The sequence below is a fragment of the Streptomyces sp. NPDC026062 genome (assembly GCF_055568375.1).
In genome coordinates, this window is the sequence record NZ_JBVHOQ010000025.1 from 96,967 (window position 1) to 122,507 (window position 25,541).

Annotated in this window: 22 protein-coding genes and 1 tRNA gene; 10 read left to right on the forward strand and 13 right to left on the reverse strand. The window is 72.1% G+C overall.

Annotation, left to right across the window (positions count from 1 at the left end):
* Positions 1–20: 20 nt before the first annotated feature.
* Positions 21–1,112: a PAC2 family protein gene (locus tag ACZ4LX_RS22915; protein ID WP_467647828.1), complete on the forward strand. Its 1,092-nt coding sequence runs from the start codon at positions 21–23 to the stop codon at positions 1,110–1,112.
* A gap of 330 nt (positions 1,113–1,442) precedes the next feature.
* On the opposite strand, the gene mshC is transcribed toward ACZ4LX_RS22915, so the two are convergent.
* The 4 genes from mshC to ACZ4LX_RS22935 all read right to left on the reverse strand — a co-directional run bounded on the left by mshC (position 1,443) and on the right by ACZ4LX_RS22935 (position 5,044).
* Positions 1,443–2,672 carry a cysteine--1-D-myo-inosityl 2-amino-2-deoxy-alpha-D-glucopyranoside ligase gene (gene mshC / locus ACZ4LX_RS22920; RefSeq protein WP_467647824.1) on the reverse strand — a complete coding sequence of 410 codons (1,230 nt, stop codon included), beginning with the start codon at positions 2,670–2,672 and terminating at the stop codon, positions 1,443–1,445.
* Between the two features lie 149 nt (positions 2,673–2,821).
* Positions 2,822–3,661, reverse strand: a complete 840-nt coding sequence (locus ACZ4LX_RS22925) for an SCO1664 family protein (protein WP_467647821.1) — start codon at positions 3,659–3,661, stop codon at positions 2,822–2,824.
* Positions 3,625–4,215, reverse strand: coding sequence for a DUF3090 domain-containing protein (locus ACZ4LX_RS22930; RefSeq protein WP_467647818.1), 591 nt, complete (start codon positions 4,213–4,215; stop codon positions 3,625–3,627). Before ACZ4LX_RS22930 ends, ACZ4LX_RS22925 begins: the two co-directional genes overlap by 37 nt.
* Positions 4,216–4,321: 106 nt before the next feature.
* A complete protein-coding gene (locus ACZ4LX_RS22935) occupies positions 4,322–5,044 on the reverse strand; it encodes a histidine phosphatase family protein (RefSeq protein ID WP_467647815.1) in 723 nt (240 codons plus the stop codon).
* Positions 5,045–5,110: 66 nt separating this feature from the next.
* On the opposite strand from ACZ4LX_RS22935, the gene corA reads away from it, so the two are divergent.
* Positions 5,111–6,097, forward strand: a complete 987-nt coding sequence (gene corA / locus ACZ4LX_RS22940) for a magnesium/cobalt transporter CorA (RefSeq protein WP_467647811.1) — start codon at positions 5,111–5,113, stop codon at positions 6,095–6,097.
* Positions 6,098–6,130: 33 nt separating this feature from the next.
* Here corA and ACZ4LX_RS22945 read toward each other — a convergent pair whose 3' ends face one another.
* Both ACZ4LX_RS22945 and ACZ4LX_RS22950 read right to left on the reverse strand, forming a co-directional pair.
* A complete protein-coding gene (locus ACZ4LX_RS22945; RefSeq protein WP_467647808.1) occupies positions 6,131–6,919 on the reverse strand; it encodes a ferritin-like domain-containing protein in 789 nt (262 codons plus the stop codon).
* A 241-nt stretch (positions 6,920–7,160) separates the two neighbouring features.
* Entirely contained in the window at positions 7,161–8,210 is a 1,050-nt protein-coding gene (locus tag ACZ4LX_RS22950; RefSeq protein WP_467647805.1) for an LLM class F420-dependent oxidoreductase, read from the reverse strand.
* 140 nt (positions 8,211–8,350) lie between these two features.
* On the opposite strand from ACZ4LX_RS22950, the gene ACZ4LX_RS22955 reads away from it, so the two are divergent.
* Together ACZ4LX_RS22955 and ACZ4LX_RS22960 are read left to right on the forward strand one after the other, a co-directional pair.
* Positions 8,351–9,334: an aldo/keto reductase gene (locus ACZ4LX_RS22955; RefSeq protein WP_467647800.1), complete on the forward strand. Its 984-nt coding sequence runs from the start codon at positions 8,351–8,353 to the stop codon at positions 9,332–9,334.
* On the forward strand, positions 9,331–11,667 hold the full coding sequence (locus ACZ4LX_RS22960) for a helix-hairpin-helix domain-containing protein (protein WP_467647797.1): 2,337 nt from the start codon (positions 9,331–9,333) through the stop codon (positions 11,665–11,667). Before ACZ4LX_RS22955 ends, ACZ4LX_RS22960 begins: the two co-directional genes overlap by 4 nt.
* A 149-nt stretch (positions 11,668–11,816) precedes the next feature.
* Here the strand turns inward: ACZ4LX_RS22960 and ACZ4LX_RS22965 are convergent, their stop codons facing one another.
* Positions 11,817–12,476, reverse strand: coding sequence for a hypothetical protein (locus ACZ4LX_RS22965; protein WP_467647794.1), 660 nt, complete (start codon positions 12,474–12,476; stop codon positions 11,817–11,819).
* Positions 12,477–12,523: 47 nt separating this feature from the next.
* Between ACZ4LX_RS22965 and ACZ4LX_RS22970 the strand changes: the two genes are divergently transcribed.
* Positions 12,524–12,712 carry a DUF5703 family protein gene (locus ACZ4LX_RS22970; RefSeq protein WP_136328229.1) on the forward strand — a complete coding sequence of 63 codons (189 nt, stop codon included), beginning with the start codon at positions 12,524–12,526 and terminating at the stop codon, positions 12,710–12,712.
* A 58-nt stretch (positions 12,713–12,770) separates the two neighbouring features.
* Here ACZ4LX_RS22970 and ACZ4LX_RS22975 read toward each other — a convergent pair whose 3' ends face one another.
* The 3 genes from ACZ4LX_RS22975 to ACZ4LX_RS22985 all read right to left on the reverse strand — a co-directional run bounded on the left by ACZ4LX_RS22975 (position 12,771) and on the right by ACZ4LX_RS22985 (position 15,382).
* Positions 12,771–13,526: a chaplin gene (locus ACZ4LX_RS22975; protein ID WP_467647785.1), complete on the reverse strand. Its 756-nt coding sequence runs from the start codon at positions 13,524–13,526 to the stop codon at positions 12,771–12,773.
* Positions 13,527–13,664: 138 nt separating this feature from the next.
* Positions 13,665–13,898, reverse strand: a complete 234-nt coding sequence (gene chpH, locus ACZ4LX_RS22980) for a chaplin ChpH (RefSeq protein ID WP_123528131.1) — start codon at positions 13,896–13,898, stop codon at positions 13,665–13,667.
* A 149-nt stretch (positions 13,899–14,047) separates the two neighbouring features.
* The gene (locus ACZ4LX_RS22985) at positions 14,048–15,382 is read right to left on the reverse strand and encodes a M20/M25/M40 family metallo-hydrolase (RefSeq protein WP_467647780.1); all 1,335 of its coding nucleotides are present in this window, start codon (positions 15,380–15,382) and stop codon (positions 14,048–14,050) included.
* Positions 15,383–15,566: 184 nt separating this feature from the next.
* Between ACZ4LX_RS22985 and ACZ4LX_RS22990 the strand changes: the two genes are divergently transcribed.
* Positions 15,567–15,651, forward strand: a tRNA-Leu gene (locus ACZ4LX_RS22990).
* 351 nt (positions 15,652–16,002) lie between these two features.
* Positions 16,003–18,888 carry a glycoside hydrolase family 2 TIM barrel-domain containing protein gene (locus ACZ4LX_RS22995; protein WP_467647778.1) on the forward strand — a complete coding sequence of 962 codons (2,886 nt, stop codon included), beginning with the start codon at positions 16,003–16,005 and terminating at the stop codon, positions 18,886–18,888.
* 57 nt (positions 18,889–18,945) lie between these two features.
* On the opposite strand, the gene ACZ4LX_RS23000 is transcribed toward ACZ4LX_RS22995, so the two are convergent.
* Positions 18,946–20,034, reverse strand: a complete 1,089-nt coding sequence (locus tag ACZ4LX_RS23000; RefSeq protein WP_467647775.1) for a rhamnogalacturonan acetylesterase — start codon at positions 20,032–20,034, stop codon at positions 18,946–18,948.
* 238 nt (positions 20,035–20,272) lie between these two features.
* Between ACZ4LX_RS23000 and ACZ4LX_RS23005 the strand changes: the two genes are divergently transcribed.
* The 3 genes from ACZ4LX_RS23005 to ACZ4LX_RS23015 all read left to right on the forward strand — a co-directional run bounded on the left by ACZ4LX_RS23005 (position 20,273) and on the right by ACZ4LX_RS23015 (position 23,717).
* A complete protein-coding gene (locus ACZ4LX_RS23005) occupies positions 20,273–21,349 on the forward strand; it encodes a hypothetical protein (protein ID WP_467647771.1) in 1,077 nt (358 codons plus the stop codon).
* A gap of 14 nt (positions 21,350–21,363) precedes the next feature.
* The gene (locus ACZ4LX_RS23010; RefSeq protein ID WP_467647768.1) at positions 21,364–22,662 is read left to right on the forward strand and encodes a hypothetical protein; all 1,299 of its coding nucleotides are present in this window, start codon (positions 21,364–21,366) and stop codon (positions 22,660–22,662) included.
* A gap of 119 nt (positions 22,663–22,781) precedes the next feature.
* Positions 22,782–23,717: a pseudouridine synthase gene (locus ACZ4LX_RS23015; protein ID WP_467647761.1), complete on the forward strand. Its 936-nt coding sequence runs from the start codon at positions 22,782–22,784 to the stop codon at positions 23,715–23,717.
* A 15-nt stretch (positions 23,718–23,732) separates the two neighbouring features.
* On the opposite strand, the gene ACZ4LX_RS23020 is transcribed toward ACZ4LX_RS23015, so the two are convergent.
* Positions 23,733–24,362: an MBL fold metallo-hydrolase gene (locus tag ACZ4LX_RS23020; protein ID WP_467647758.1), complete on the reverse strand. Its 630-nt coding sequence runs from the start codon at positions 24,360–24,362 to the stop codon at positions 23,733–23,735.
* Positions 24,362–25,447, reverse strand: coding sequence for an S-(hydroxymethyl)mycothiol dehydrogenase (locus tag ACZ4LX_RS23025; protein WP_467647753.1), 1,086 nt, complete (start codon positions 25,445–25,447; stop codon positions 24,362–24,364). The genes ACZ4LX_RS23020 and ACZ4LX_RS23025 overlap by 1 nt, the downstream gene beginning before the upstream one ends.
* Positions 25,448–25,541: the final 94 nt, after the last annotated feature.

A 25,541-nucleotide genomic window follows, 5' to 3' on the forward strand; every position in this document is an offset into this window, starting at 1 on the left:
AACTTCGGAAGGAGGCCTGGGTGATCGAGCTCGAAGGGGTTCCCGAGCTGATCGACCCGGTCATGGTGGCCGCGTTCGAGGGGTGGAACGACGCCGGTGACGCCGCCTCCACGGCGGTCGCGCATCTGGACCGGGAATGGAAGGGCGAGGTGTTCGCGGCGCTGGACGCCGAGGACTACTACGACTTCCAGGTCAACCGCCCCACGATCTGGCTGGACGGCGGGGTGCGCAAGATCACCTGGCCGACCACCCGGCTCTCCGTGGTCCGTATCGGCGGTGACAAGCCCCGCGATCTCGTCCTGGTCAGAGGCATCGAGCCGTCGATGCGCTGGCGCTCGTTCTGCAACGAGATCCTGGGCTTCGCCCATGAACTGGGCGTCGAGATGGTGGTGGTGCTCGGTGCGCTGCTCGGCGACACCCCGCACACCCGCCCGGTGCCGGTCAGCGGCGTCACGTCCGACCCGGATCTGGCGCGGACCATGGACCTGGAAGAGACCAAGTACGAGGGGCCGACCGGCATCGTCGGCATCCTCCAGGAAGCGTGCACGCACGCGGGCGTACCCGCGGTGAGCCTGTGGGCGGCGGTGCCGCACTACGTGTCGCAGCCGCCCAACCCGAAGGCCACCCTGGCGCTGCTGAACCGCCTGGAGGACCTCCTCGGGCTGCGCATCCCGCTGGGTGAACTGCCCGAGGACGCACGCGCCTGGCAGCTCGGCGTCGACCAGCTGGCCGCCGAGGACAGCGAAGTGGCGGAATACGTACAGACGCTGGAGGAGGCCCGGGACACCGCGGAGCTTCCCGAGGCGAGCGGCGAGGCCATCGCCCGCGAGTTCGAGCGCTATCTGCGGCGCCGGGATCCCGGCGCCGGCCAGACGCCCGGCGGGCACGCCACGGAGAGCGGCGAGGGCCCGTATCTGCGGGATCCGTCGAGCGGCCGGACCAGGCCGCCCAAGCCGCCCAGGCCGGATTCCGGCCCCGGGCCGGTGGGCGGGACCGGGTCGGGTTCCGTGACCGGCTCCGGCGAGGGTTCCGGCCCGGCAGGCGGTCCAGGGACGAGCGCTCCCCCGCCGGATTCGTCGGAGGACTCCCGGGACGACTCCTCGGAGGACTGATCCGGGCAGCCCGGAGCCGGGCAGGTGCGCACCCGCCCGGCTCCCCGGCGTCACCGGCCGTGGCGAAACGGTGCGGCGCCGCGCGGGACTCGCCCGCCGACCATGGTGCCGGTGGGTCCGGCCGGGCCGGCCGCCTGGGCGCCGCCCGGTCCCGAGACCGTCGCGAGCAGCCCCAGCAGCGTGGCAACTACTGCCCCTCTGATGCGCGTTGGTGATTGCATAGAGAGCTTTTAGCGCAGCACCGAGCATTTGACCACGGACAAAACGGGACCGGCCCCGAACTCCGCCAGGAAGTTCGGGGCCGGTGAACGGACTTTGTACGGGGGTCGGTTACAGCGCGACACCGAGCAGGGCGTCGACGGTGCGCGAGACGAGCCCCGGCGCTCCCTCGTCCGATCCGCCGTCGGCGGTCTGCCGCTCGGCCCAGCGGTCCACCGCGGCCAGCGCCGCCGGGGCGTCCAGGTCGTCGGCGAGGGCCGCGCGGACCTCCTCGACCAGCGCGTCGGCGGACAGCCCGTCGGGCCGGGACACGGCGGCGCGCCAGCGCGCGAGCCGCTCCACCGCGTCGGCGAGCACCTGGTCGGTCCACTCCCAGTCGGAGCGGTAGTGTTGCGAGAGCAGCGCGAGACGGATCGCCGCCGGGTCCACGCCGTCGCGGCGCAGCGCCGAGACGAAGACCAGGTTGCCTCTGGACTTGGACATCTTCTCGCCGTCCAGGGCGACCATGCCGGCGTGCACGTACGCCTGGGCGAACGGGTGCTCACCGGTCAGCACCTGGGCGTGCGAGGCGCCCATCTCGTGGTGCGGGAAGGCGAGGTCGGAGCCGCCTCCCTGGACGTCGAAGCCCATGCCGAGGTGGTCCAGGGCGATGGCCACGCATTCGATGTGCCAGCCGGGCCGGCCGGCACCGAGCGAGCCGCCGTCCCAGCTCGGCTCTCCCTCGCGGGCGGCCATCCAGAGCATCGGGTCGAGCGGGTTCTTCTTGCCGGGGCGGTCCGGGTCGCCGCCACGTTCGGCGGAGAGCAGCCGCATCGCCTCGGCGTCGAGGTGGGAGACCTCGCCGAAGTGCGGGTCGGTGTCGACGGAGAAGTACACATCGCCGTCGAGCTCGTAGGCGGCACCCGCGTCCCGCAGCCGTTCGACGAGCGGCACGATGCCGGGTATCGCCTCGACGGCTCCGATGTAGTGCTGCGGCGGGAGCATGCGCAGGGCGGTCATGTCCTCGCGGAACAGGGCCGTCTCGCGCTCGGCGAGCTCGGTCCAGTCCTGTCCGTCGCGCACGGCCCGTTCCAGCAACGGGTCGTCCACGTCCGTCACATTCTGGACGTAGTGGACCTGCCGCTTGGTGTCGAGCCACACGCGCTGAACGAGGTCGAACGCGTTGTAGGTCGCCGCATGACCCATATGGGTCGCGTCGTACGGCGTGATGCCGCAGACATAGATGCGGGCGACGGGACCGGGGTCAAGGGTGATCCGTCCGCCGGTCGCGGTGTCGTGGATCCGAAGGTCGCGGCCCTTGCCAGGCAGGGCGGGGACCTCAGAAGCGGGCCAGGCATGCATGCCACGAGCGTAACCGGACGCGGCTTCCGGATACGAACCGGAGGGGGGATCCTGTCCGAAGTCGCACTCTTGCGTCCGGGGCCGGAAGGTGCTTGCCCCCGGGAGGACCGGGGGCCACCGGTGGACCCGGGACGGTCACACGGGCCGCGTCACACCGGCGGCCAGGGGATGGCCGGCCACTCGCCGCTGGGTTCCCGGTGCAGTCCCGTGCTGCGCAGCGCCGCCACCCGGTCCCGCAGGGCATCGATCTCGGCGGTGGTGATCAGTTCGCCCAGCCGGGTGGTCAGCGCGGCCCCGGGCTCCAGTTCCGCGGCCAGGCGGTCCAGCACCTCGACGGCCTCCGCCGTCAGCGGCTCGCCCGCCCAGCCCCACAGCAGCGTGCGCAGCTTGTCGTCCGCGTTGAAGGTCACACCGTGGTCGATGCCGTACAGCCGGCCGTCGGGTGCGGGCAGCAGATGCCCGCCCTTGCGGTCGCCGTTGTTGATCACCGCGTCGAGCACCGCGAGCCGGCGCAGCCGGGGGTCGTCCGCGTGCACCAGCAGGGCCGTCCTCCCCTCCCCCACCTCGGCGAGGGCCACGGGCTTCCAGCCCTCGCCCGGCTCCTCCTCCTCGACGAGGGCGAGCAGCCCGGGGGCGTCCTCGTCCTGCGGGGCCGCCTCGATCCAGAGCTGGCACATGCCCTGCCCGTACGGGCCGTCCCGCAGCACGGTCGGCGGGACCAGGCCCCACCCCATCGCCTCGGAGACCTCATAGGCGGCGACCTCGCGCTGGGCGAGGGTGCCGTCGGGGAAGTCCCACAGGGGCTGCTCGCCGGCCACCGGCTTGTAGACGCAGTGGGCCTGCTCGCCCTCGTACGCCACCGAGCAGTAGAGCACCGCGTTGGACGCCCCGCGGACCTGCCCCAGGACGCTGAGCTCACCCTTGCCGAGCAGGGTGAGCAGCCCGTCGCCGGTCAGGCCCCGCGACGGTATCCGTTCTGGCGCGGGCATACATGTCCTTCCGGATCGAGCGGCAGGCTGCACAGGGGGCACGGGGGGCGGCCGGCGTTCACGACGTTCAGGGCTCGTTTGGCGAATGCCCTGGCCTGCGCGCCGCTGAGCCGGACGCGGAGCATCGGCGGGCCGTTCTCCTCGTCCTGGAGCAGCCGCTCCTCGGCCTCCGCGAGGTCCTCGACGGAGTCCGCGTCCAGCTCGACCAGGGCCTGCGCCTCGACGATCATGCGCTGTTCCTCGCCGTCCCAGGCCAGGGCCATGGTGCCGACCCGGAACTCCTCCTCGACGGGGTTGTCGAGGGGGGCGGTGTCGGTGACGTCCATCGGGGCCATGGCCGGCACGGGCGAGTTCCCGCCGGTGCGCCGCACCACTTCGTCGAGCAGCTCGTCCACCCGCTCGGCGAGCGCGGCGACTTGGGTCTTCTCCAGGGCCACGCTGGTGACGCGTCCGCCCGAGGATGCCTGGAGGAAGAACGTACGACGTCCAGGCAGACCGACCGTACCCGCCACGAAACGGTCCGGGGGGTCGTAGAGGAACACCTGACGGGACACGTCCTGTCTCCCTTGATATCGACGGTATATGAGGGTCGGCCGGGCCGGTCCGGAAGAGTCTCCCGGAAAGGCGTCTACGGCGCGTCCACCCTACTGTGCGGAGCGATCACGGCGCCCCAGCGCCGCCGCCGACCGCCGCGTTCCCTTCGCCGCCGGCCGCCGCCCCCGTGCCGGCGCTCGCGTCCGGTCCCGGTTCGCGGGGCGCCAGCGAGGCCAGATCGCCGGTGTCGCCGAGCCTCAGCAGGAACGGACGCAGCCTGGTGTAGCGGATCGCGGTGACGGAGCACGGGTCGGCCTGCACGCGCTGGAAGAGGTCCAGGTGCATGCCGAGGGCGTCGGCGACGAGCGACTTGATGATGTCGCCGTGGGAGCACATCACGTAGACGGCGTTCTCGCCGTGCTCCGCCTCGATCCTCGCGTTCCAGTCCCGTACCGCGTCCACGGCACGTGCCTGCATCGACCGCATCGACTCACCGCCGGGGAACGCCGCCGCCGAGGGGTGCTGCTGCACGACCGTCATCAGCGGCTGGTCGGCGAGCTCCGCGAGCTTGCGTCCGGACCAGTCGCCGTAGTCGCACTCGCTGATCCGCTCCTCGGTGTGCAGCGGCAGCTCCGGCCGGGCGGCGAGCAGCGGCCCGAGGGTCTCCCGGCAGCGTTGCAGCGGGCTGCTGACGGCGGCGACGAGCGGCAGGGCGGCCAGCCGCCCGGGGAGAGCGGCGGCCTGCTCGGTGCCGCGCTCGTCGAGTGCGACACCGGGGGTGCGGCCGGCGAGCACCCCGGAGGTGTTGGCGGTGGAGCGTCCGTGACGGACGAGGATCAGGGTCGGCATACCGGCCAGCGTAGGCCGACGCCCCGCGAAGGTGCGCCAGGGACCGGTGCGGGGGAGAATGCGCGCGTGATCGTGGACTGCGCCATTTACCGGGACGGACGCCGCACCGACGGCCCCGCCGACCTCTCCGACGCCCTCGCACAGGCGCGGGCCGCCGGCGACGCGTTCCTGTGGATCGGCCTGCACGAGCCCACGGAGAAGGAGTTCGACCTGGTCAGCAGCGAGTTCGGACTGCACCCGCTGGCGGTGGAGGACGCGCTGGCGGCACACCAGCGGCCGAAGCTCGAGGTGTACGACGACTCGCTGTTCGCGGTGATCAAGCCGATCGTGTACGAGCACGAGAGCGACGCGGTCAGCGCGGACGAGCTGATGGTGTTCATAGGCGATTCGTTCGTGGTGACGGTCCGCCACGGCGAGGGAGCGCCCCTGGCCGCGGTCCGCCGCCGTCTGGAGGCCGAGCCCGAGGTCCTGAAGCACGGGCCCACGGCCGTCCTGTACGCGATCAGTGACGCGGTCGTGGACCACTACATCGATGTCGCGGGCGAGCTCCAGGTCGACCTGGAGGAGCTGGAGACGCAGGTATTCGCCCCGAACGGCACCGGCGACTCCAAGAACACCGCGGCCCGCATCTACACCTTCAAGCGCCAGGTGCTGGAGTTCCGCCGGGCGACGGTGCCGCTGGCGGTGCCGATGGCCCGGCTGGCGAGCGCCGGGGTGCCCTTCGTCCACGCGCAGTCGCAGCCGTTCTTCCGGGACGTCCAGGACCATCTGACACGCGCCAACGAGCAGGTGGAGGGGCTGGACCGGCTGCTCTCGGACATCCTGTCCGCGCATCTGGCGCAGATGGGGGTGCGGCAGAACGACGACATGCGCAAGATCTCGGCCTGGGCGGCGATGGCCGCCGTGCCGACGATGGTGGCCGGGATCTACGGCATGAACTTCCACCACATGCCGGAGCTCGACTGGATCTGGGCCTATCCGGCGGTCGTGCTGCTGATGGCGGGCGCCGTCGTCGGCCTGTACCGCCAGTTCAAGCGGCGCGGCTGGCTCTGACGCGCCCGGCCCGCGGCCCGGCCGCCGGCCCGCTCAGGCGAACTCGGGGGCCGCAGCAGCGGGCCCGCCCAGCGCGTCGCGCCGCTCGGGGGGCGTCAGGCTGACCATGCGCCGCCAGCCGATGAGCCGCTCGTACGCGTAGACCGCGTGGATCCCCGCCGCCAGTACCGCGGCCTTCGCCCGGGACCAGCCGAGGACGCGGCCCATGTGATCCATCACGGCGAGGCTGACGTCGCGGTACACCCGGATCTCGGCGAGGGCGCACTCGCGCAGGATGTGCTGGATCGTCCGTCCGTGCCCGGCCGCGGCGAAGCGCAGCAGCTCCTCGTGGCAGTACGCCAGGTGGTTGTCCTCGTCGTTCGAGATCATCCTGACCGCACGGCCCACCACGGGATGGTCGGCGAAGTACCTGCGCAGCAGCCGCATCTGCTCGGACGCGCGCTGCTCCGTCACCCGGCTGTGGGCGAGATAGGTGATGATGTCGCGCTCGGTGAGCGGTTCCTCGCGCCCCAGCTGCTCATGGGCGAGGCCGATGCCGTGCTTCTCCAGCAGCATCGTGTAGTCGGTTTCGGACGGGACCGGGACCGCGGTCAGACCGCGCTTCCTCAGCAGGGCGTTGAAGATCCGCCCGTGCTTGTCCTCGTCGGCGCCGTGCCGGGCGATCTTGGGTGCGAGCGCACGCTGGCTCGCGGGTACGAGGGCCGCGATGCGGCCGTTCTCCCAGCCGCCCTGCGACTCCCCGCTGGCAGCGATGGAACAGAACAGCCGGAACGACTCGTCGTCGTCGAGAATCTCCTGGAACAGGTTCCTTGCCGAGAGCATCACTGCCACCTCCGTACCGGCATCCGCCGAGCGACAGTCAAATGCGCCCGGTCCCGGCGGGCAACACGACGGGTCCCGCACTGCTCCGATCGGGTACCGGCTTCCTGGCGGACCTGTTCTGGCGAACCGTTTCCGCATAGCCCGTAACCCGATCGGGCCCGGCCGCGTTGTTCCCGGTGACGGCCGTGGAGGGGAAGATCCCCGAGCCCCCACCACGGCCGTAGTCATGCCCCGGGACGCGCTACGCGAGCCCGGCCCGCTCCAGCGCGTCCGTCCCGGCCCGCAGCGCGGCGATCCGCTCGTCGAGCGTGAACCCCGCGGGAGCCAGGGTCAGGGTGGTGACGCCCGCGGCGGCGTACGCCCGCATCCGGTCGGCGATCCGCTCCACCGAGCCCAGCAGCGTGGTCTGGTCGATCAGCTGATGCGGTACGGCGGCGGCCGCACCGGCCTTGTCGCCGGACAGGTACTTCTCCTGGATCTCGGCGGCCTCCTTCTCGTACCCCATGCGCTGGGCGAGCTGGTTGTAGAAGTTCTGCTTGCGGCTGCCCATCCCGCCGACGTACAGCGCGGTGTAGGGCCGGAACATGTCGGCGAGGCCGTTGACGTCGTCGCCGACCGCGAGCGGCAGGGTGGGGCAGACGTCGAAGCCCTCCATGGTCAGCCCGGCCTTCTCCCGGCCGGCCCGCAGATGCCGCACCGCGGTCTCCTCCAGGTGGTCCGCGGAGGGGAAGATCAGCAGGGCCCCGTCGGCGATCTCGCCGGTCTGCTCCAGGTTCTTGGGGCCGATCGCGGCGATGTACAGCGGGATGTGCTCGCGCTGGGGGTGCACCGTCAGCTTGATCGGCTTGCCCGGTCCGTCCGGCAGCGGGAGCGTCCAGTGCTGTCCCTCGTACGAGAGGCGCTCCCGGGACATCGCCCTGCGGACGATCTCGACGTACTCGCGGGTGCGGGCGAGCGGCTTGTCGAACTTGACGCCGTACCAGCCCTCGGAGACCTGCGGTCCGGACACTCCCAGGCCGAGGCGGAAGCGGCCGCCGGAGAGGGAGTCGAGGGTGGCTGCGGTCATCGCCGTCATGGCGGGCTGACGGGCCGGGATCTGCATGATCGCGGAGCCGACGTCGATGGACTCGGTCTGCGCGGCGACCCAGGTCAGCACGGTCGGCGCGTCGGAGCCGTACGCCTCGGCCGCCCAGCAGACGTCATAGCCGAGCCGGTCGGCCTCCTGCGCGACGGCGAGATTGTCGCCGTCCATTCCCGCGCCCCAGTAACCGAGATTGATGCCGAGCCGCATAGCCGCTCCCCTTACTGATCAGTAACGTCCCTGTGTTCCGGACTCTAGCGCGCGGGAGGGCGATACGGCAGGGGCCACCCGGGCCCCGGTTGTCCCCGGGCCTGCGACGCCCGGGGCTCCGGCCAGTAATCTCAGCGCCCATGGAGCAGAGGCATCTCGGCCGCACCGGCCTTCGAGTGTCCCGGATCGGGCTCGGCACCCTCACCTGGGGCCGGGACACCGACGAGCACGACGCTGCCGAGCAGCTGAAGGCCTTCTGGGAGGTGGGCGGCACCCTGGTCGACACGGCGGATGTGTACGGGGGCGGGGAGGCCGAGTATCTGCTCGGGCAGCTCGTCGGGGGCCTGGTGCCCCGGCACGATCTGGTCATCGCGACCAAGGCGGGCAGCGTGGCCGATCCGTACCGCCGGTTCAACGGCTCGCGCGGACATCTGCTGGCCGCCCTGGACGACTCGCTGGCACGGCTCGGCACGGACTACGTGGATCTGTGGCAGGTCCACGCGTTCGACCCCATGACCCCGCTGGAGGAGACGCTCCAGGCGCTGGACATAGCGGTCTCCAGCGGACGCGCCCGCTATGCGGGGGTGTCCAACTTCTGCGGCTGGCAGCTGGCGAAGGCCGCGACCTGGCAGCTCGCCTCGCCCGGGGCGCGGACCCGGCTCGCCAGTACGCAGATGGAGTACTCGCTGCTGCAACGCGGCGTGGAGCGCGAGGTGCTGCCGGCCGCGCTCGACCTCGGTGTGGGGCTGCTGCCGTCCTCACCCCTGGGCCGGGGCGTACTGACCGGGAAGTACCGCACGGGCACCCCGGCGGACTCGCGGGGCGCGTCGGAGCTGCTGGCCCCCTTCGTCGAGCCGTATCTCGACGACCCGGCGAGCCGCATCGTGCACGCCGTGGCGACCGCGGCCGAAGGGCTGGCCACCACGGCGCTCCAGGTGGCACTGGCCTGGGTGCGGGACCGGCCGGGGGTGGTGGCCCCGATCGTCGGCGCGCGCAACGCGCGGCAGCTCACGGAGGCATTGTCAGTGGAGGCGCTTAGTCTTCCTGACGAGATCTGCCAGGCGCTCGACGATGTGTCGGCGCCCGTGCACCGCTATCCGGACCAGGACTGGAGCACGCTGTGACTGCGCTTCCCCGGGGGGAATCCCCCGGCTCCCCGGCCACCGACGACGACAGCGTCGTCGCGGACGAGCCCGCCACCGCGCCCGCCGAGGAGGCCGCTGCGGGGGCCTGTGACGGGGGGACGCCCGCCGCCGGGGAGAGAGCCGGTGCTCCCGGCGGTCACGGAGCTTCCGGCAGCCCCGAGGAGGCGGGCGGAGCGGAGGAGAGCGACGGGGCCGAGGCCGCGTCGGAGGCGGACGCCGTCGCGGACGCGGACGGGAGCGCCGAGGGCGGCGAGGCCGCTGCCGGGGCTCCTTCCGAGGCCGAGGCGGAGCTGGCGGCCCAGCGCGAGCTGCGGAAGCGGATCGAGAAGCGGAAGGCCGAGAAGGAGGGTCCCATCGCCGCCGGTTCCAAGCTGAGCGGCCCGGCGGCCGATCTGCTGGCCGCGGTGCGGGCCGTGGAGAGCGGGGAGAAGCCGGGCGCCGCGTTCTTCGACTCCCCCGCCCCTTCCCCCGCCCGCCGGACCGCCCCCGCACCGGCGCCCGTGCGTGAGCGGGCCCCCGAACCCGTCCACGCGTCCCCGAGCGCGTCCGCGGAGGCTGTCGCGGCCGTGGCGGCCGTGCTGGCCCGGGGAGGCGCTCCGGATGCGCTGGCCGGTCCTGCGGCCGGCACCCTGGGCGCCCGCGCGGACGAGGTCCTGCGCGAGGACCCGTGGCAGCTGCTGTCCCTGCCGCGCGTCAGCCCCGAACAGGCCGACGCCTTCGCCCGCGCACTCCTCGGCCCCGGCTGCGGACCCGACGACGAGCGGCGCACCGCGGCCCTGGTGGGCTGGCTGCTGGAGCGCGCCGCGCTGCGGGGCCACACCGCGCTGGACGCGGAGCGGGTCCGCGCCGCGCTCGCCGAGCGGGCGGTGACCGACCCCGACGCGGCGGTCCAGCACGCCGTCGCCGAAGGTGTCGTCCTGGTCTTCCAGGACGGCCCCGAGCAGGAAGGCCCGCAGGACGGGGAGAGCGGCGGGGACGGGGAGGCCGGTGAGCACGGCGGAACCGGGGAGGGCGCGGAGCCTGCGGCCGAGCGGGAGCCGGTGCAGGTGTTCCTCGGCCTCGACCGGTACGCACTGGCGGAGGAGAGCCTCGCCGACGGGCTCGCCCGGCTGGTCAACGCCTGCGAGAAGGACGCCGACTGGTCGGATGCCGCCGCTGCGGCGCCTTCCCCCTCGGCCGCCGAACTGATCCGCACCGCCGCGGCCCACGGCCTGGTCGCCCACACGGGCGGCGAGGCGGCGAAGGCCGAACCCGCGGAGCTGATCGCCGCCGCCGGCGCTCTCGGCCTGCGAGCCCTGGGCGCCACGCACAGCGTGGACGGCCGGCAGCGCCTCGCCGCGGCCACGGGCAGCTCCGGCGATCCGCTGTCCGCCGTCACGCTCGCCGGGCTCCTTTCGGGCGCGGAGGGCCCCGGGCGGGACGAGGACGGAGCTCTCGCCCTCGACCTGCTCGTCGTGCTGGACGCCCCGCAGCTGGACGTCGAGACCGGCGCCATGCTGGTGGAGTCCCTTGCCGACGGCACCCGTCTGGTGCTCAGCGGAGATCCCGGCGTGCTCGGATCGGCAGGCGCGGGGCGGGTGTTCGCCGATGTGCTGGCCGCCCGCGCGTGCCCCCAGGTCGTCTCCCGCACCCCGGACCCGGGGCCGATCGGTGAGCTGGTCTCCGGCATCGGTATCGGTGAGCTCAACCAGGTGGAGGCGCCCGGCAAGGAGGTCGTGATCGTCCCCGTGCGTGACGCGGGCGAGGCCGTTCACCGCACCGTGCAGCTGGTCGCCGACTCCGTGCCGCGCGCCATCGGGGTACCGTCCTCGGACACCCAGGTCATCACCGTCGGCCACGGCGGTCAGGCCGGCACCCGGGCGTTGAACGAGGCGCTGAAGCAGCGGCTCAACCCGGGCCCCGGCCGCTTCGCCGGTTTCGATCCCGGGGACAGGGTGGCCCATGTCCCCGCGCCGGGCAGGACCGTGCCCGGTGTCGTCGTCTCGGCCGACGCCGAGGGACTGCATCTGGACTGTGCGGGGAGCCCCGTCGTCGTACCGCAGGAGCTGGTCGCGGCCTCCGTCCGGCACGCCTGGGCGCTCAGTGCCCACCAGGCGGCGGGGATGCGGTGGCCCGCGGTCGTCGTCGTACTGCCGGGTGACGCCGCCCAGGGGCTGAGCCGTCCCTGGGTCTACACCGCGTTCGGCCGGGCGGAGCAGCACCTGTCCGTGGTGCACGGCGTCGACCAGGCCCTGCCCCGCGCCGTGGCCGAGTCCCCCGCCCAGGACCGCACCACCCGGCTGCGCACGCTGCTGGAGGCGTCCGACGGCTGACCTCCGGGGCCCGCAGCGGCCTTGGCTGCCCCGGGCCGCCCCGAAAAGCCGCGGAGGGCTGGGCGGGCGCGTCACGCGCCCGCCCAGCCCTCCGGTACAGCTCGTTCAGGACCAGGACCAGGAGCGGAACCAGGACCAGAAGCGGGAGATCAGCTCCTGCCCTTCGCCAGACCGTCCAGTTCCTCGTCCAGGTCGTCCTCGTCGAAGACGGCGCTGACATCGAAGCGGCAGACCACCAGCTGCGGATCCGCGTCGTCGAACGGGGCGCCGAGCCACTCCCCCGGCTCGGGCAGCTCGTCCGCGGCCGCGACCCAGAGAGTCGAGTCACCCTCCTCCAGACCGAACTCGGTGTGCCGGGAGGCGATCTCGTCCGCCTCGTACTCCCCGAAGAGCACGCCCAGAGCCGCGTGGACGCTGCCGCCGACCACGGCCGCGGTCTCGCTGCCTCGGTCATCCGGATCCACGTCGGCAAGGCGCTGCGCCTGCGCGAGCAGCCGCTGCGGCTCCACCACCGCGTAATCGCGGCGGATCAGCACGCTCAGCGCGTTCGGCTCCTCCGGACCGCTGTACGGCGGCAGGGAGTCCTCCACACCCGGAATCTCGAACGGGGTGACCTCGTCATGACGGTCGTAGAGGAGTTCGTCGTAGACCTCCGCCGCGGCCGCCAGTGCGTTGAACGCGTCGTAGACAGCGGGGTCGTCGTCCCCGGACCGGCGTTCGACCGCCGCGAGGTGGTGGTCGATCGCGGCTTTGACCGCATCGGCGGCGGCGCGTACCTCGGCAGCGGTGGGCTGCGCAGCATCAGACATAGGGCAGACGCTATCCGTACACGGGCTCTGCCCGCACAATAGATGCGATGCCGGAATACGAATTTGTCGATGTGTACGTGCCGCGCGGGGTGTCCCGGAAGGAGACAGCCCGCCTGTTGACCGACCATGCCGAGTACGGGCACTGGGAGTTGGACCGACTCACGCTGCGCCTGGACGGCAGCCGCCGGGTGCGGCTGCGGCGACGGATCATCCGCCAGCTGCGAGCCACCTGGTAACACGGAACGGGCCCCGCTGCCGCGGGGCCCGTTCCCTTCGCCGTGCTGCCTGCTGCCGTCAGGCGGCGGCCTTGGCGCGGCGGTAGAGCACTGCGCCCGCGCCCGCGAGCAGCAGACCCGCGCCCGCCGGGATGAGCAGGTCGAGCCCGCCCCCTCCGGTGTGCGCGAGCTGCGGCGTGCTCGCCGGCAGGGTCTGCGGTTCGGGCGCGTTGGGGATGGTGCGAGGTCCGGGCGCCGGCGGCACCTCGGGGGTCACCGGGGTGACCGGAACCACCGGATCGACCGGCGGCGTGCTGTCGTTCTCGCATGTGTTGCCGGTGGCCGGGTTCAGCAGGCCGGCAATGGTGACGCTGTTCCCGCAGGCGTTCACGGGGATGTCGATGGGTGCCTGGATCTGGTTGCCCGAGAGCAGCCCGGGCGATCCCTTCGCGGTCCCCTCCGCGGTGGCTCCGCCCCCGTTTTCACTGCTGACGGCCCGGTGCTTGCCGGTCCCCGCCCGCACCCCCTGGCCGCGGCCGTCCGAGACGTGACTGCCCGAGGCCCCGGCGGCCGAACCGTGGTGGCCTGCGGCCGCACCGTTCCCGCAGGCGTTGCCCGCTGCCGGGTTGAGCAGTCCCACCACGCTCACGGAATTGCCGCAGACGTTGACCGGCACCTCGACCGGAATCTGTACCGAATTCCCTGAAAGCACCCCCGGGGAATTCGATGCGCCGCCGGCCGCTCCCGCGTCGGCGTGCGCGTAACCGCCACTGAGCGCGAGCACACCGCCCGCAGCCGCCATGGTGATCAGGCCTTTACGCGTGACCTGTCGCATAGGTTGTTTCCTGCCTTCTGCCTTCCGGAATACCCCCGGACTTGACCGTGCGGAGGCAAAGGACCCGACGGCCCCGAAGCACATGGCGAGCACTCCGGGGCCGAGCGGGCTCAAACCCTTACGGGTTGACGCACAACGTCAGGCGTTGACGCAGGTGTTGCCGAAGGCCGGGTTCAGCAGCCCGATCACGGAGATCGTGTTGCCGCACACGTTCACGGGAACGTGGACGGGAACCTGAACGACGTTGCCCGAGAGCACACCGGGGCTACCGATGGCGGCACCCTGGGCGCCCGAGTCGGCAACGGCCATGCCGGCGCCCGCGAGCACCAGACCACCGGTGACAGCCGCAGCTGCGACGATCTTCTTGATCATTATTCCTCCTAGTTGGCAAGTGCGGCCCCAGCCGCGGACCGCATGACTTGTAACGAGGAAGAAGTAATCGGGCTACGAGCGATCCCTCCCTTTCACTCGTTCCGGTTAGATACGTACAGGCTGGCGATTGTCGACGGAATGTCGCCGGTTCAGCTGTGGTCGATGAAACGGTCGAGCACCCGTGCGCCGAACTTCAGGCCCTCGACCGGAACGCGCTCGTCCACTCCGTGGAACATGCCCGCGAAGTCGAGCTCCGGCGGAAGCTTCAGCGGAGCGAATCCGAAGCAGCGGATACCGAGGTCGTCGAAGGACTTGGCGTCCGTACCGCCGGAGAGCATGTACGGGACCGCGCGCGCGATGGGGTCCTCGGCCTTGAGCGCGATCTGCATCGCGTCCACGAGCGAGCCGTCGAAGTCCGTCTCCAGAGCCTTGTCGCCGTGCACGTCCTCGCGCCTGACGCGCGGGCCGAGAATCCGGTCGAGATCGGCCAGGAACTCCTGCTCGTACCCCGGCAGGAAGCGGCCGTCCACATGCGCGGTCGCCTGTCCCGGGATGACGTTCACCTTGTAGCCGGCGCCGAGCATGGTGGGGGCCGCGGAGTTGCGCAGGGTCGCGCCGACCATCTTGGCGATGCCGCCGAGCTTGGCCAGCGTGGCGTCCATGTCCTCCGGGTCGAGCGGGGTGCCCAGCGCGTCGGACAGCTCGTCCAGGAAGGAGCGCACGGTCTTGGTCACCCGGACCGGCCAGTTGTGCCGCCCCAGCCGCCCGACGGCCTCGCACAGCTCGGTGATCGCGTTGTCGTCATTGGTCATCGAACCGTGGCCGGCCGTGCCTTCCACGGTCAGCCGCATCCAGTGCATGCCCTTCTGCGCGGTCTCGACGAGATAGAGCCGCAGGTTCTCGTTGACCGTGAAGGAGAAGCCGCCGACCTCACCGATGGCCTCGGTGACGCCCTCGAACAGGTCCGGGTGCTTGTCGACGAGGTACCGGGCACCGTACGTACCGCCCGCCTCCTCGTCCGCGAGGAAGGCGAGCACGATGTCGCGCGGCGGCTTGCGGCCGCTGCGCATCCGGTCGCGTACGACCGCCAGGGTCATCGCGTCCATGTCCTTCATGTCGACCGCGCCCCGGCCCCACACGCAGCCGTCCGCGATCTCCCCCGAGAAGGGGTGGTGCGTCCAGTCGTGGGCGTTGGCGGGAACGACGTCGGTGTGGCCGTGGATCAGCAGGGCCGGCTTGGAGGGGTCCTCGCCCTCGATGCGCGCCACCGTGGAGGCGCGGCCCTTGTGGGACTCGAAGATCCGCGGTTCGAGTCCCACCTCCGCGAGCTTCTCCGCGACGTACTCGGCGGCAGCCCGCTCGCCCGGCCCGGAGTGGTCCCCGTAGTTGCTGGTGTCGATCCGGATCAGGTCACGACAGAGGTCGACGACCTCGTTCTCGGCGCTCTCGCCCGAGCCGGTCCTGGCCCCTTTGGTCTCGCTCACGCTGGTTCCCTTCCACTGTCGCTGTGGTGCTCCCCCTCATCCTCCCGCGCCCGGCCCGCGTACCCAAGGCCGCCCACCCGTCGTCACACGCACGTCACACCGAACGGGGCGTGATCGAGCACCCTCCAATGTTTGCTATGGTTTTCCACGTCGGAACGGGCAAGGCCCGCGAGACAGACACCTAGTCCGGGTGGCGGAATGGCAGACGCGCTAGCTTGAGGTGCTAGTGCCCTTTATCGGGCGTGGGGGTTCAAGTCCCCCCTCGGACACAAGGCACGTGCCGATCAGGAGAGATCCTGGTCGGCACTTTGCGTTGCCGGGGCCGCCGCGGCCTGGGGAGCGGTGCAACGAATCGTCCGGGACCGGGATCCCTCACCGGCAGGTGCCCGGCCGGATCGCCCCGTCGGCCACCGCACCGGATACGGGGCGCACGGCCGGCGCGGGCCTTCCGGCGCTCTGCGCTCTGCCCGGCTCCCGGCCGGACGACCCGCAAGCCGGTCCGGCGGCCGCTCGCCGTCCTCCCGTCCTGCTTCGCCGTACGCGCCGCCACCTCTTGTTGAAACGGTTCATTGCTGGTTAACGTCAGCTTCGACAAGGGGTGTTTCCGAGCGAGGAGAAGCATGAGCCGCACCGACACCGACACGCTGCCCTGGTACGAGGATCCGAGCCCGGGTTCCGGTGGGCTCGCGCCGCGCTCCTGGTCCGGGGCGTCCGATGCCTGGCGGATGTCCCTGAACGGCGAGTGGGGCTTCCGGCTCTCGGCCGGGGCGGGTGACGAGGACGAGTCGTTCGCTCGGCCGGAGTTCGACGCCTCCGCGTGGGGGACGGTCGCGGTGCCCGGTCACTGGGTGCTCCAGGGGGCCGGTGGCGCTCCCGCGTACACGAACGTCGTCTATCCCTTCCCCGTGGATCCACCGCGGGTGCCGTCCGAGAACCCGACGGGTGACCATCTGCGGACGTTCACGCTGCCCGGGGACCGCCCCCTGGACGGCGAGTTCGTGCTCCGGTTCGACGGTGTGGAGTCCTGCGCCCGGGTCTGGCTCAACGGGCAGGAGCTGGGTGATTTCAAGGGGTCCCGGCTGCCGCACGAGTTCGCCGTGGGAGATCTGCTGAGCTCCGGCGAGAACGTCCTGGCCGTGCGGGTCCACGCCTGGTCGTCGGGGAGCTATCTGGAGGACCAGGACCAGTGGTGGCTGCCGGGCATCTTCCGTGACGTGACCCTGCTGCACCGCCCCCGGGGCGCCGCCCGGGACTTCTTCGTGCACGCGGGCTACGACCACCGAGCGGGCTCCGGGACGCTGCGCGTGGAGTGCGAGGGCGCGGAGGGCCGGGTCCTGGTGCCCGAGCTGGGTGTCGACATGGCCGCGGGCGAGTCCGTGACCCTGCCCGTCGAGCCGTGGACCGCCGAGACGCCCCGGCTGTACGACGCGGAGCTGGTCACGCCCGGCGAGCGGACGCCTCTGCGGATCGGCTTCCGCACGGTCGAGGTCGAGGACGGCGTCATCAAGGTCAACGGCCGGCGGCTGCTGTTCCGCGGGGTGAACCGGCATGAGTTCGACCCGGAGACGGGCCGGGCGGTCGACGCGCAGACGATGCGGCGCGATCTGGTGCTGATGAAGCGGCACAACATCAACGCGGTGCGGACCAGCCACTATCCCCCGCACCCCGCCTTCCTCGACCTGTGCGACGAGCTCGGGCTCTGGGTGATCGACGAGTGCGACCTGGAGACCCATGGCTTCGTGGACCTGGAGTGGCGGCGCAATCCGGTCGACGACGAGCGGTGGACCCCGGCGCTGCTCGACCGGGCGGCCCGCATGGTCGAGCGCGACAAGAACCACGCCTCGGTGATCATCTGGTCACTGGGCAACGAGTGCGGTTCGGGCCGGGGGCTGACCGCGATGGCCGAGTGGATCAGGGGGCGGGATCCGGAGCGGCTGGTGCACTACGAGGGCGACCTCTCCTGCAAGGATGTCGACCTGTACTCGCGGATGTATCCGACGCACGCCGAGGTCGAACTCATCGGCAAGCGGGCGGAGGAACCCTGGGACGACGCGGAACTCGACGCCCGGCGGCGGGCGATGCCCTTCATCATGTGCGAGTACGGGCACGCCATGGGCAACGGGCCGGGCGGTCTGAGCGAGTACCAGCGGCTCTTCGAGCGGTACGAGCGCTGCCAGGGCGGCTTCGTCTGGGAGTGGATCGACCACGGCTTCGCACATCCGGAGCACGGCTTCGCCTACGGCGGGGACTTCGGCGAGGAACTGCACGACGGCAACTTCGTCTGCGACGGGCTGCTCTTCCCGGACCGTACGCCCTCCCCCGGGCTCGTCGAGTACAAGAAGGTCATCGAGCCCGTGCGGATCGGCCCGGGACGGGCTCCCGGTTCGTTCGCGGTCACCAACGGCCATGACTTCGCCGGGCTGGGGCATCTGGAGTTCCTCTGGTCGCACGAGGTGGACGGCGCACTGGTCGCCTCGGGCACCCTGGCGGTGCCGGAGCTGGCACCGGGCGCCTCGGCGGAAGTGACACCCGATGCCGGGGGCGACGGCCTGTGGACGGTACGGGCCGTACTCGCCGAGGACACCGCCTGGGCCGAACGCGGGCACGTGGTGGCATGGGGCCAGGTAGAGACGGGCACACCGGCCGCTCCGGCGCCGGCGGCCGGTGAGCGGCCGGTTCGGTCCGGTGGCGTGATCACGCTCGGGCCCGGCGTCTTCGACGCGGCGACCGGCGCTCCGGTGCGCATCGGGGACGTTCCGGTGGAGGGGCTGCGGCTGGATGTGTGGCGGGCGCCCACCGACAACGACAACGGGGCGGCCTGGCAGCCGGACGAGCGGTACGGGCTGCGCTGGCGGGAGCTGGGGCTGCACCGGATGCGGCACCGTCTCGACGCGGTCGAGACGGACGGGGAGGCGCTGACGGTACGGACCCGGGTGGCGCCGGCGGGCTGGGACCTGGGGCTGCGCACCACGTACCGGTGGACGGCCGCCGGGGACCGGCTCGGGCTGACGGTCTCCGTGGTGCCGGAGGGCGACTGGCGGGTGCCACTGCCTCGGCTGGGCATCCGGTTCGGGCTGCCCGCGTCGTACGGCGGTGCGCGGTGGTTCGGCGGCGGGCCGGGTGAGGCGTACCCGGACACCCGGGCCGCCGCGATGCTCGGGCCATGGCAGAGGGAGGTGGACGCGCTCCAGACCCCGTACGTCAGGCCCCAGGAGAACGGCGCGCGGGCCGACGTCCGGTGGGCGGAGCTGACGGACACCGGAGGCAACGGACTGCGGGCGGAGGGCGGTGCGCCGTTCTGGTTCACCGCGCGGCGCTGGACGAGCGAGCAGCTGGACGCGGCGGAGCACCTGCCGGACCTGGTGGCCGGGGACCGCGTCTGGGTCAACCTGGACCATGCGATGCAGGGCATCGGCTCGCAGTCCTGCGGGCCGGGCGTGCTGCCGGAGCACCGGCTCGACGCGGCACCGGCGGAGTTCTCGTATCTGTTCTCGGCACTGGGCTGATCCCGCGCCCCGTTCCGTCCCGGCGGCTCCCGCCGGGACGGAACGGGGCGGCTTCGGTCAGCGGAAGAGGCGTCCCGGCAGCAGGTGCTGGTCACGCAGCTGGTCGCGGACCAGGCCGGCGTACTCCGTGGCTCCACGCTCGGAGGTGTGCGTGTTGTCGCGCTTCTCGTCGGTGAGGTAGAGCGCCTTGGAACCGTCGGGGCCGAGCTCCTCGACGCGGTGCCGGGTGAGAGCGGTCAGATCGACGAGCGGCACGTCCCGTTCGGCGGCGAGAAGACGTATCTGCGCGGGCAGGTCGACCCCGAGGCCGTTGACCAGGAGCGCGGTGCCGTTGTCCAGCGTGCCGTCGGCGTTGAACCAGCGCCGGACGACCGGGGTGACCAGGACGGGCCGTCCCCCTTCGGCACGGATCCCCTCGATCATGGTGGTGAGGTTGGCGCGGTAGTCCGCCTCGGTCGTCTGCTTGTCGTTGTGGGCGAGCTGGATGAGTACGGTGTCGCCCCGGCGGATCAGCGGGCGGACGGTGGGAAAGAGCTGGGGCTGGTCGAGATAGCTCTGTGAACTCTCCCCGGAGTCGGCGTAGTTGGCGACGGACATGCCCGCCCGGAGGAACTGCGGGAGCTCCTGGCCCCACCCCGTGTACGGGCTGCCGAGCTGGTCGCAGACCGTCGAGTCGCCGATCAGGAAGAGCTGCGGGGTGCGCGGCGCCGGGGTCACACGCAGGTCGGCGAGGAGCGGGGCCGGCCCCCCGAAGGTGAGGTCGAGACCGGGGCTGCCGCTCGCCCCGGTGGGCTCGCCCTCCGGCTCGCGCACATCGACTGTGAAGGAGCGGACCGCCGTCCGGCCGGCGGCGGTCGGTGTCTCGCCCAGCATGGTGCGCCGCGTCTCGGCGGTGACCGTCGTACGCCCTTCGACGGCACCGCCGATGCGCGCGGTGACGCGATAGGTGCCGGGGGCCACGTCGAAGTGACAGACGACGGGGGTGGTGCCCGTACAGGCGGCGAGGGCGGGCGAACCGGACACCGGGACAGGCACGCCGGGCGCCGGAGCGGGCGTCACCGTGCCGGCAACGGCGGGCGTGGCGAGGGCGGTCACGGCCGCCAGGGCGGTCAGCAGGGCTGGTCCGGTTCTGCGTACAGAGGGCACGGCGGGACTCCTTCGTAGCTGCGGGTGCGATGCGCGCACGGGCCGTCCCCGTGCACGGCGCAAGCGCTTTCTACCCCGACTCCCCAGGCGTTGAATCCTTTCATTTCCCCAGGCGGTCAGCTACCGGTCCGCTGCCCTTCTCTCGCGCCCGCGCCCCAACCCCCGGTCCCGTCAAGGGCGGTGACGACGTAGCATCGGCGTTTTGCTGTGATCTCCGCGGTTCGCAAGGGGGAATGACATGGGCAGCGGCGGCAGACGACGGACCACGATCCTCGCCGGGGTGGTCGCCGGGGCGGTGCTCGTATCCGGCACCGTCCTGTGGGCGACGGACAGCTGGCCTTTCCGGGAGAGCTACTGCTGGGGCGCGTGGGAGCAGAACAGCGGCCCGTCCTTCCTCGGCGAGGGGGCCCTCGGCAAGGACGGATCGGAGCGGAAGGCCACCGAGTCCGCTCCGCCCTCGGCCGGGCGGGAGCACGCCTCGTGCACGGTGGCCGTGAACTCGGAGATCAAGGACGACGATTCGGATCAGCCCCTCACCTTCAAGGAGCAGGTAACCCTGGAGTACGGCCCCGTGCCCGCCGGGGCCAAGGAGCGCAGGGCCTGGATATCCCAGTACTTCGATGGTTCGGCCTCGCCGCTGCCGGACGGACTCGACGGACTGGTCGCCGGTGACCGCGCCATGCTGGTGCTGCCCGAGTCGTGCGACGGGAAGGACGGCAGGCCCTCCGCCGTGACGATCCGGAGCGAGAGCACGGGCGACGGCCATCTCGGCAAGGTGGCCATGCCGTTCACGATCGGCAATATCGAGGATGTCGGCCGGATGCTGCTCGACGCCGCCGGTACCGGGATGGAGCGGGCGGGGTGCGCGCCCGACCGGCCGCTGCGGATGACCTCTCCGATCGTGACGGTGGCCGAGGACGGGGAAGCGGCGCGGTCACCGCTGTGCCGGATCCCGGGGATGGCCTTCGACTTCGGCAAGGGTTCGCGGTACGAGGAGCAGGTGGGCGTGGTCACCGATGAACTCCAGACGTGTTCCGTGGTGTGGAAGACGCTGCGCATGCCCGACGAACCGTCCGCGCAGTACGTGATGGCACGCCGGCCGCGCATGGTCGCACTGTTCGACGGCCTCCCGGAGGGGCCTGCCCAGGGGCTGCTGCGCACCACCTGCGGCGGACGGCAGACGGTGTTCTACGGACACGTCGACACCGGCCTCAAGGACCGGGGCCGTCCGGGCGACCGGCAGGTGTTCGACCGTTTCGCCGAGTCCGTCGGCAAGCGCGTCGGATGCGAAACCGGAAGCGGTGAGGACGCGTGAGCGAGGAGCAGTCCATGACGGACGTCGGAGACGCCGGTGCGGCCAAGGACGCCGGAACGGAGAACGGGTCGCGAGCCGCTGCCCCGGGCGGCGTCGCCCCCGAGAACGGCGTGCCCCCAGCCGCTGCCCCCGGCAGCGGCTCCCCCGAGAACACCGGCCCCCACACACCAGCCCCTGCCAGCACCTCCCCCGAGAGCCCGGCGCCCGCCGCAGAGGCCAGGCCTTCCTTCGTGCGCCGCCTGCTCCGGAGCCGTACCGCACGCGCCGCCACCTCGGCCGCGCTCGCCGGGGCGCTCGTCGGAGCCGGCACCGTGGCCTGGCGTACGGACACGCTCCCCCTGCTCGGGCCCGCGCCCTGCTGGGACTCGCTCGGCGACTCCACCCTGTCGGAGCTGTTCGGCGACCGCAGAACCGAGGCCGAGGAGCAGGCCCTGCGGAGCGATCCGCAAGGGGACGGTCTGTCCATCGGCCAGTGCCGCGTCACCAGTTATCGGGACGACCGTGCCCGCCGCCAGGTCACGCTCAGGGTGCACCGGCTGGACGGGCTCCGGGGCACCGACGGACAGCGGTGGCCGCAGGAGTTCCTCTCGGCCGGCATGGTGTCGCTCGGCGACGGACTGCCCGGCATGGTGTCGTCGTCGCGCGGCTGGCTGGCACTGCCGCAGAGCTGCACCGGACGGGGCGAGTTCAGCGGCCCGACCGTGGTGGACATCGGCATGGGCCAGGCGGCCCTGAGCATCTCGCCGGAGTACGACCGGGCGGACCGCTCCGCCCTGGCCGGCGCCCTCGTCGAGACGGCCAACGGCGTCATCCGGTCCTTCGGCTGTTCCGGCACCTACCCGGCGCCTCGCGCCCTGCCCGCCGTGGTGACCTGGAAGGACGTGAGGCCGGCGGCCCTCTGCGGCGTCAAGGGCTTCGCCCTTCCCACCGCGTACCGCGCGGATCTGCGGCGCACCCGGATCGGTGGCGAAGGGGGCCCTGCCCGGGTCTGCGAGGCGGGCAGCAGCGACAGGGAGACCGCGGTGCGGCTGACCACGGTGGTGGACCCGGCGCTGGCGGAGATCTACTCCTGGGACGTGCTCCGCTCCGGGGAGTCCGTCAAGGGCACCACGGGGTACGGGAAGGCCGGCGGGAACCGGGCGGTGTTCCGGGCGATCTGCCAGACCGGCCCGGTGATTTTCGTGGCGGAGCAGCTGCGGCAGACGGGCGACGGGGGTTTCACACTCACCCGTGACCTGTTGCCCGGCTACGCCGCGGCAGAGGCCGAACGGATCGGCTGCGGGCCCCTGAAGCTCACGTTCCCCAAGGGCTGAGCCGTGCCCGTGGACGCCGCTCGCTGTGGAAGGATGCCCGGAACCATGAGAACCAGCACGCCGGGCACCGGCACCTCGGGCACCTCGGGCACCCCCGGCCGTCCGGCCCGCGAGTCCCGGTGAGAGGGCGCGCCAAGCCTCCGCCGTCACCACTGCCCCAGCGCGACGGAGTCGATCCGGTCCGGGTGCGGCTCCCGGAGGATCCGGACGGGCGGTGGCCGACGGTCCGTGATCATCTGCTGGCCCGGTTCGCCGACGCGATCGGCGCGGAGCGGGTGGACGCCATGCTGGCCGGGGGCCGGTTCGTCTCCGTCCAGGGCGCGGTGACGGGCCAGGAGCCGTACGCGGCCGGCCGGTACATCTGGTTCCACCGGGACTTCGCACCGGAGGAGCCGGTGCCCTTCCCGGTCGGTGTGGTGTACCGGGACGAGCATCTGGTCATCGCGGACAAGCCGCACTTCCTGGCGACGACACCGCGCGGTCGGCACATCACCGAGACCGCGGTGGCCAGGCTCCGCCGCGAGCTGACGCTGCCCCTGCTCCAGCCCGCCCACCGGCTGGACCGGCTGACCGCCGGGCTCGTCCTCTTCGTCGTGCGGCCGGAGGAACGGGGCGCGTACCAGACGCTGTTCCGGGACCGTCTCGTACGCAAGGAGTACGAGACGGTGGCACCGTACGAACCCCGGCTGGCTTTCCCGCGCACCGTGCGCAGCCGCATCGTGAAGGAGCGCGGGGTGATCGCCGCCCGTGAGGAGCCCGGCGAGCCGAACAGCGAGAGCCGGATCGAGCTGCTGGAGCACCGTGACGGGCTCGGCCGCTACCGGCTGCTGCCGGCCACCGGGCGGACGCATCAGCTACGGCTCCATATGAACAGTCTCGGGCTGCCGCTCCTCCACGACCCGGTCTACCCCGTGGTCGAGGCGGAGGGGGCGCCCGACGACTTCACGCACCCGTTGCAGCTCCTGGCCGGGGTGCTGGAGTTCACCGATCCGGTCACAGGAGAGCCGCGCCGCTTCGAGAGCGGGCTGCGGCTCTCCGCGTGGCCGGAGGGATGAACCGAGTGCCGGGCCTCAGTGGCCGCGGGCGATCCACTCACCGAGCTGCGGGGCCTCCGCGCCGATGGTCGTGGAGTCGCCGTGTCCGGTGCGGACGGTGGTCGCCGGATCCAGGGTGAGCAGCCGGTCCCTGATCGAGGCGACGATCGTCGGGAAGTGCGAGAACGACCGTCCGGTGGCACCGGGACCGCCCTGGAAGAGCGTGTCACCGGTGAAGACGGTGGACAGCTCGGGGGCGTACAGGCAGACCGCGCCCGGGGCATGGCCCGGGGTGTGCAGGACGGTGAGGGCCGTACCCGCGATCCGGATCTCCTGGCCGTCGGTCAGTTCACCGTCCGGGGCCCGGTCCGGATGGGTCTGCTTCCACAGCGGCAGGTCGTCGGGGTGGAGCAGAATCGGTGCGCCGGTGGCGGCGGCGAGTGCCGGGGCCGCGTCGATGTGGTCGTTGTGCGCGTGCGTGCAGATGATGGCGCGCAGCGTACGGCCGCCGAGCGCGGCCTCGATGGCGGCTGCGTCGTGGGCGGCGTCGATGACGACCGCCTCGGCGTCGTCGCCGACGATCCAGACGTTGTTGTCGACGTCCCATTCGCCGCCGTCGAGGGCGAAGGTGCCGGAGGTGACGAGGTGGTCGATGCGGGCGGCCATCAGAAGACCACCACGGAACGAAGGACATCGCCGTCGTGCATCCGGGCGAAGGCCTGCTCGATGTCGCCGAGGCCGATGGTCTCGGTGACGAACGCGCCGAGGTCGAGCCGGCCCTGCTGGTGCAGGTCGACGAGCATCGGGAAGTCACGCGAGGGCAGGCAGTCGCCGTACCAGGACGACTTGAGCGAGCCGCCCCGGCCGAAGACGTCGAGGAGCGGCAGTTCGAGCTGCATCTCCGGAGTGGGGACGCCGACCAGGACGACGGTGCCCGCAAGGTCCCGGGCGTAGAAGGCCTGCTTGTACGTCTCCGGGCGGCCGACCGCCTCGATGACGACATCGGCGCCGTTGCCGTCGGTGAGCGCGCGGATGGCTTCGACCGGGTCGCCGCTGCGGGAGTTGACGGTGTGCGTGGCACCCATCTTCTTCGCGGTCTCCAGCTTGCGGTCGTCGATGTCCACCGCGATGATCTTCGCCGCGCCGGCCAGCCGTGCGCCCGCGATCGCCGCGTCGCCGACTCCGCCGCAGCCGATGACCGCGACGGAGTCGCCCCGGCCGACCTGACCGGTGTTGATCGCGGCGCCGATGCCCGCCATCACGCCGCAGCCCAGGAGGCCGGCGACGGCCGGGGAGACCTCGGGGTCGACCTTGGTGCACTGGCCGGCGGCGACGAGGGTCTTCTCGGCGAAGGCGCCGATGCCGAGGGCCGGGGAGAGTTCGGTGCCGTCCAGCAGGGTCATCCTCTGCTTGGCGTTGTGCGTGTCGAAGCAGTACCACGGGCGGCCGCGCAGACAGGCCCGGCACTGTCCGCACACCGCACGCCAGTTGAGGACGACGAAGTCGCCGGGCGCGACGTCGGTGACACCGTCGCCCACGGACTCCACGACGCCCGCGGCCTCGTGGCCGAGGAGGAAGGGGAACTCGTCGTTGATGCCGCCCTGCTTGTAGTGCAGGTCGGTGTGGCAGACACCGCACGCCTGGATCTTCACCACGGCCTCACCGGGGCCGGGGTCCGGAATCACGATCGTCTCGACCCGTACCGGCTCGTTCTTTCCCGGTGCGATGACCCCTTGTACGTGCTGCGCCATTCCCGTGGTCTCCCTTTTCCGACATTTCCGCGATCGATCACGAACAACCGTACGCGGTGCGAGGGGGCGGCGGGAGCACCCGGTGCCCGCGCAC

Coding starts and splice junctions, on each gene's coding strand:
- ACZ4LX_RS22955 (WP_467647800.1), top strand. CDS start 8,351: ATGGAGCAGAGGCATCTCGGCCGCACCGGCCTTCGAGTGTCCCGGATC.
- mshC (WP_467647824.1), bottom strand. CDS start 2,672: ATGCATGCCTGGCCCGCTTCTGAGGTCCCCGCCCTGCCTGGCAAGGGC.
- ACZ4LX_RS23025 (WP_467647753.1), bottom strand. CDS start 25,447: ATGGCGCAGCACGTACAAGGGGTCATCGCACCGGGAAAGAACGAGCCG.
- ACZ4LX_RS22950 (WP_467647805.1), bottom strand. CDS start 8,210: ATGCGGCTCGGCATCAATCTCGGTTACTGGGGCGCGGGAATGGACGGC.
- ACZ4LX_RS23020 (WP_467647758.1), bottom strand. CDS start 24,362: ATGGCCGCCCGCATCGACCACCTCGTCACCTCCGGCACCTTCGCCCTC.
- ACZ4LX_RS22970 (WP_136328229.1), top strand. CDS start 12,524: ATGCCGGAATACGAATTTGTCGATGTGTACGTGCCGCGCGGGGTGTCC.
- ACZ4LX_RS22945 (WP_467647808.1), bottom strand. CDS start 6,919: ATGCTCTCGGCAAGGAACCTGTTCCAGGAGATTCTCGACGACGACGAG.
- ACZ4LX_RS22965 (WP_467647794.1), bottom strand. CDS start 12,476: ATGTCTGATGCTGCGCAGCCCACCGCTGCCGAGGTACGCGCCGCCGCC.
- ACZ4LX_RS23005 (WP_467647771.1), top strand. CDS start 20,273: ATGGGCAGCGGCGGCAGACGACGGACCACGATCCTCGCCGGGGTGGTC.
- ACZ4LX_RS22975 (WP_467647785.1), bottom strand. CDS start 13,526: ATGCGACAGGTCACGCGTAAAGGCCTGATCACCATGGCGGCTGCGGGC.
- ACZ4LX_RS23010 (WP_467647768.1), top strand. CDS start 21,364: ATGACGGACGTCGGAGACGCCGGTGCGGCCAAGGACGCCGGAACGGAG.
- chpH (WP_123528131.1), bottom strand. CDS start 13,898: ATGATCAAGAAGATCGTCGCAGCTGCGGCTGTCACCGGTGGTCTGGTG.
- ACZ4LX_RS22995 (WP_467647778.1), top strand. CDS start 16,003: ATGAGCCGCACCGACACCGACACGCTGCCCTGGTACGAGGATCCGAGC.
- ACZ4LX_RS22925 (WP_467647821.1), bottom strand. CDS start 3,661: ATGCCCGCGCCAGAACGGATACCGTCGCGGGGCCTGACCGGCGACGGG.
- ACZ4LX_RS22935 (WP_467647815.1), bottom strand. CDS start 5,044: ATGCCGACCCTGATCCTCGTCCGTCACGGACGCTCCACCGCCAACACC.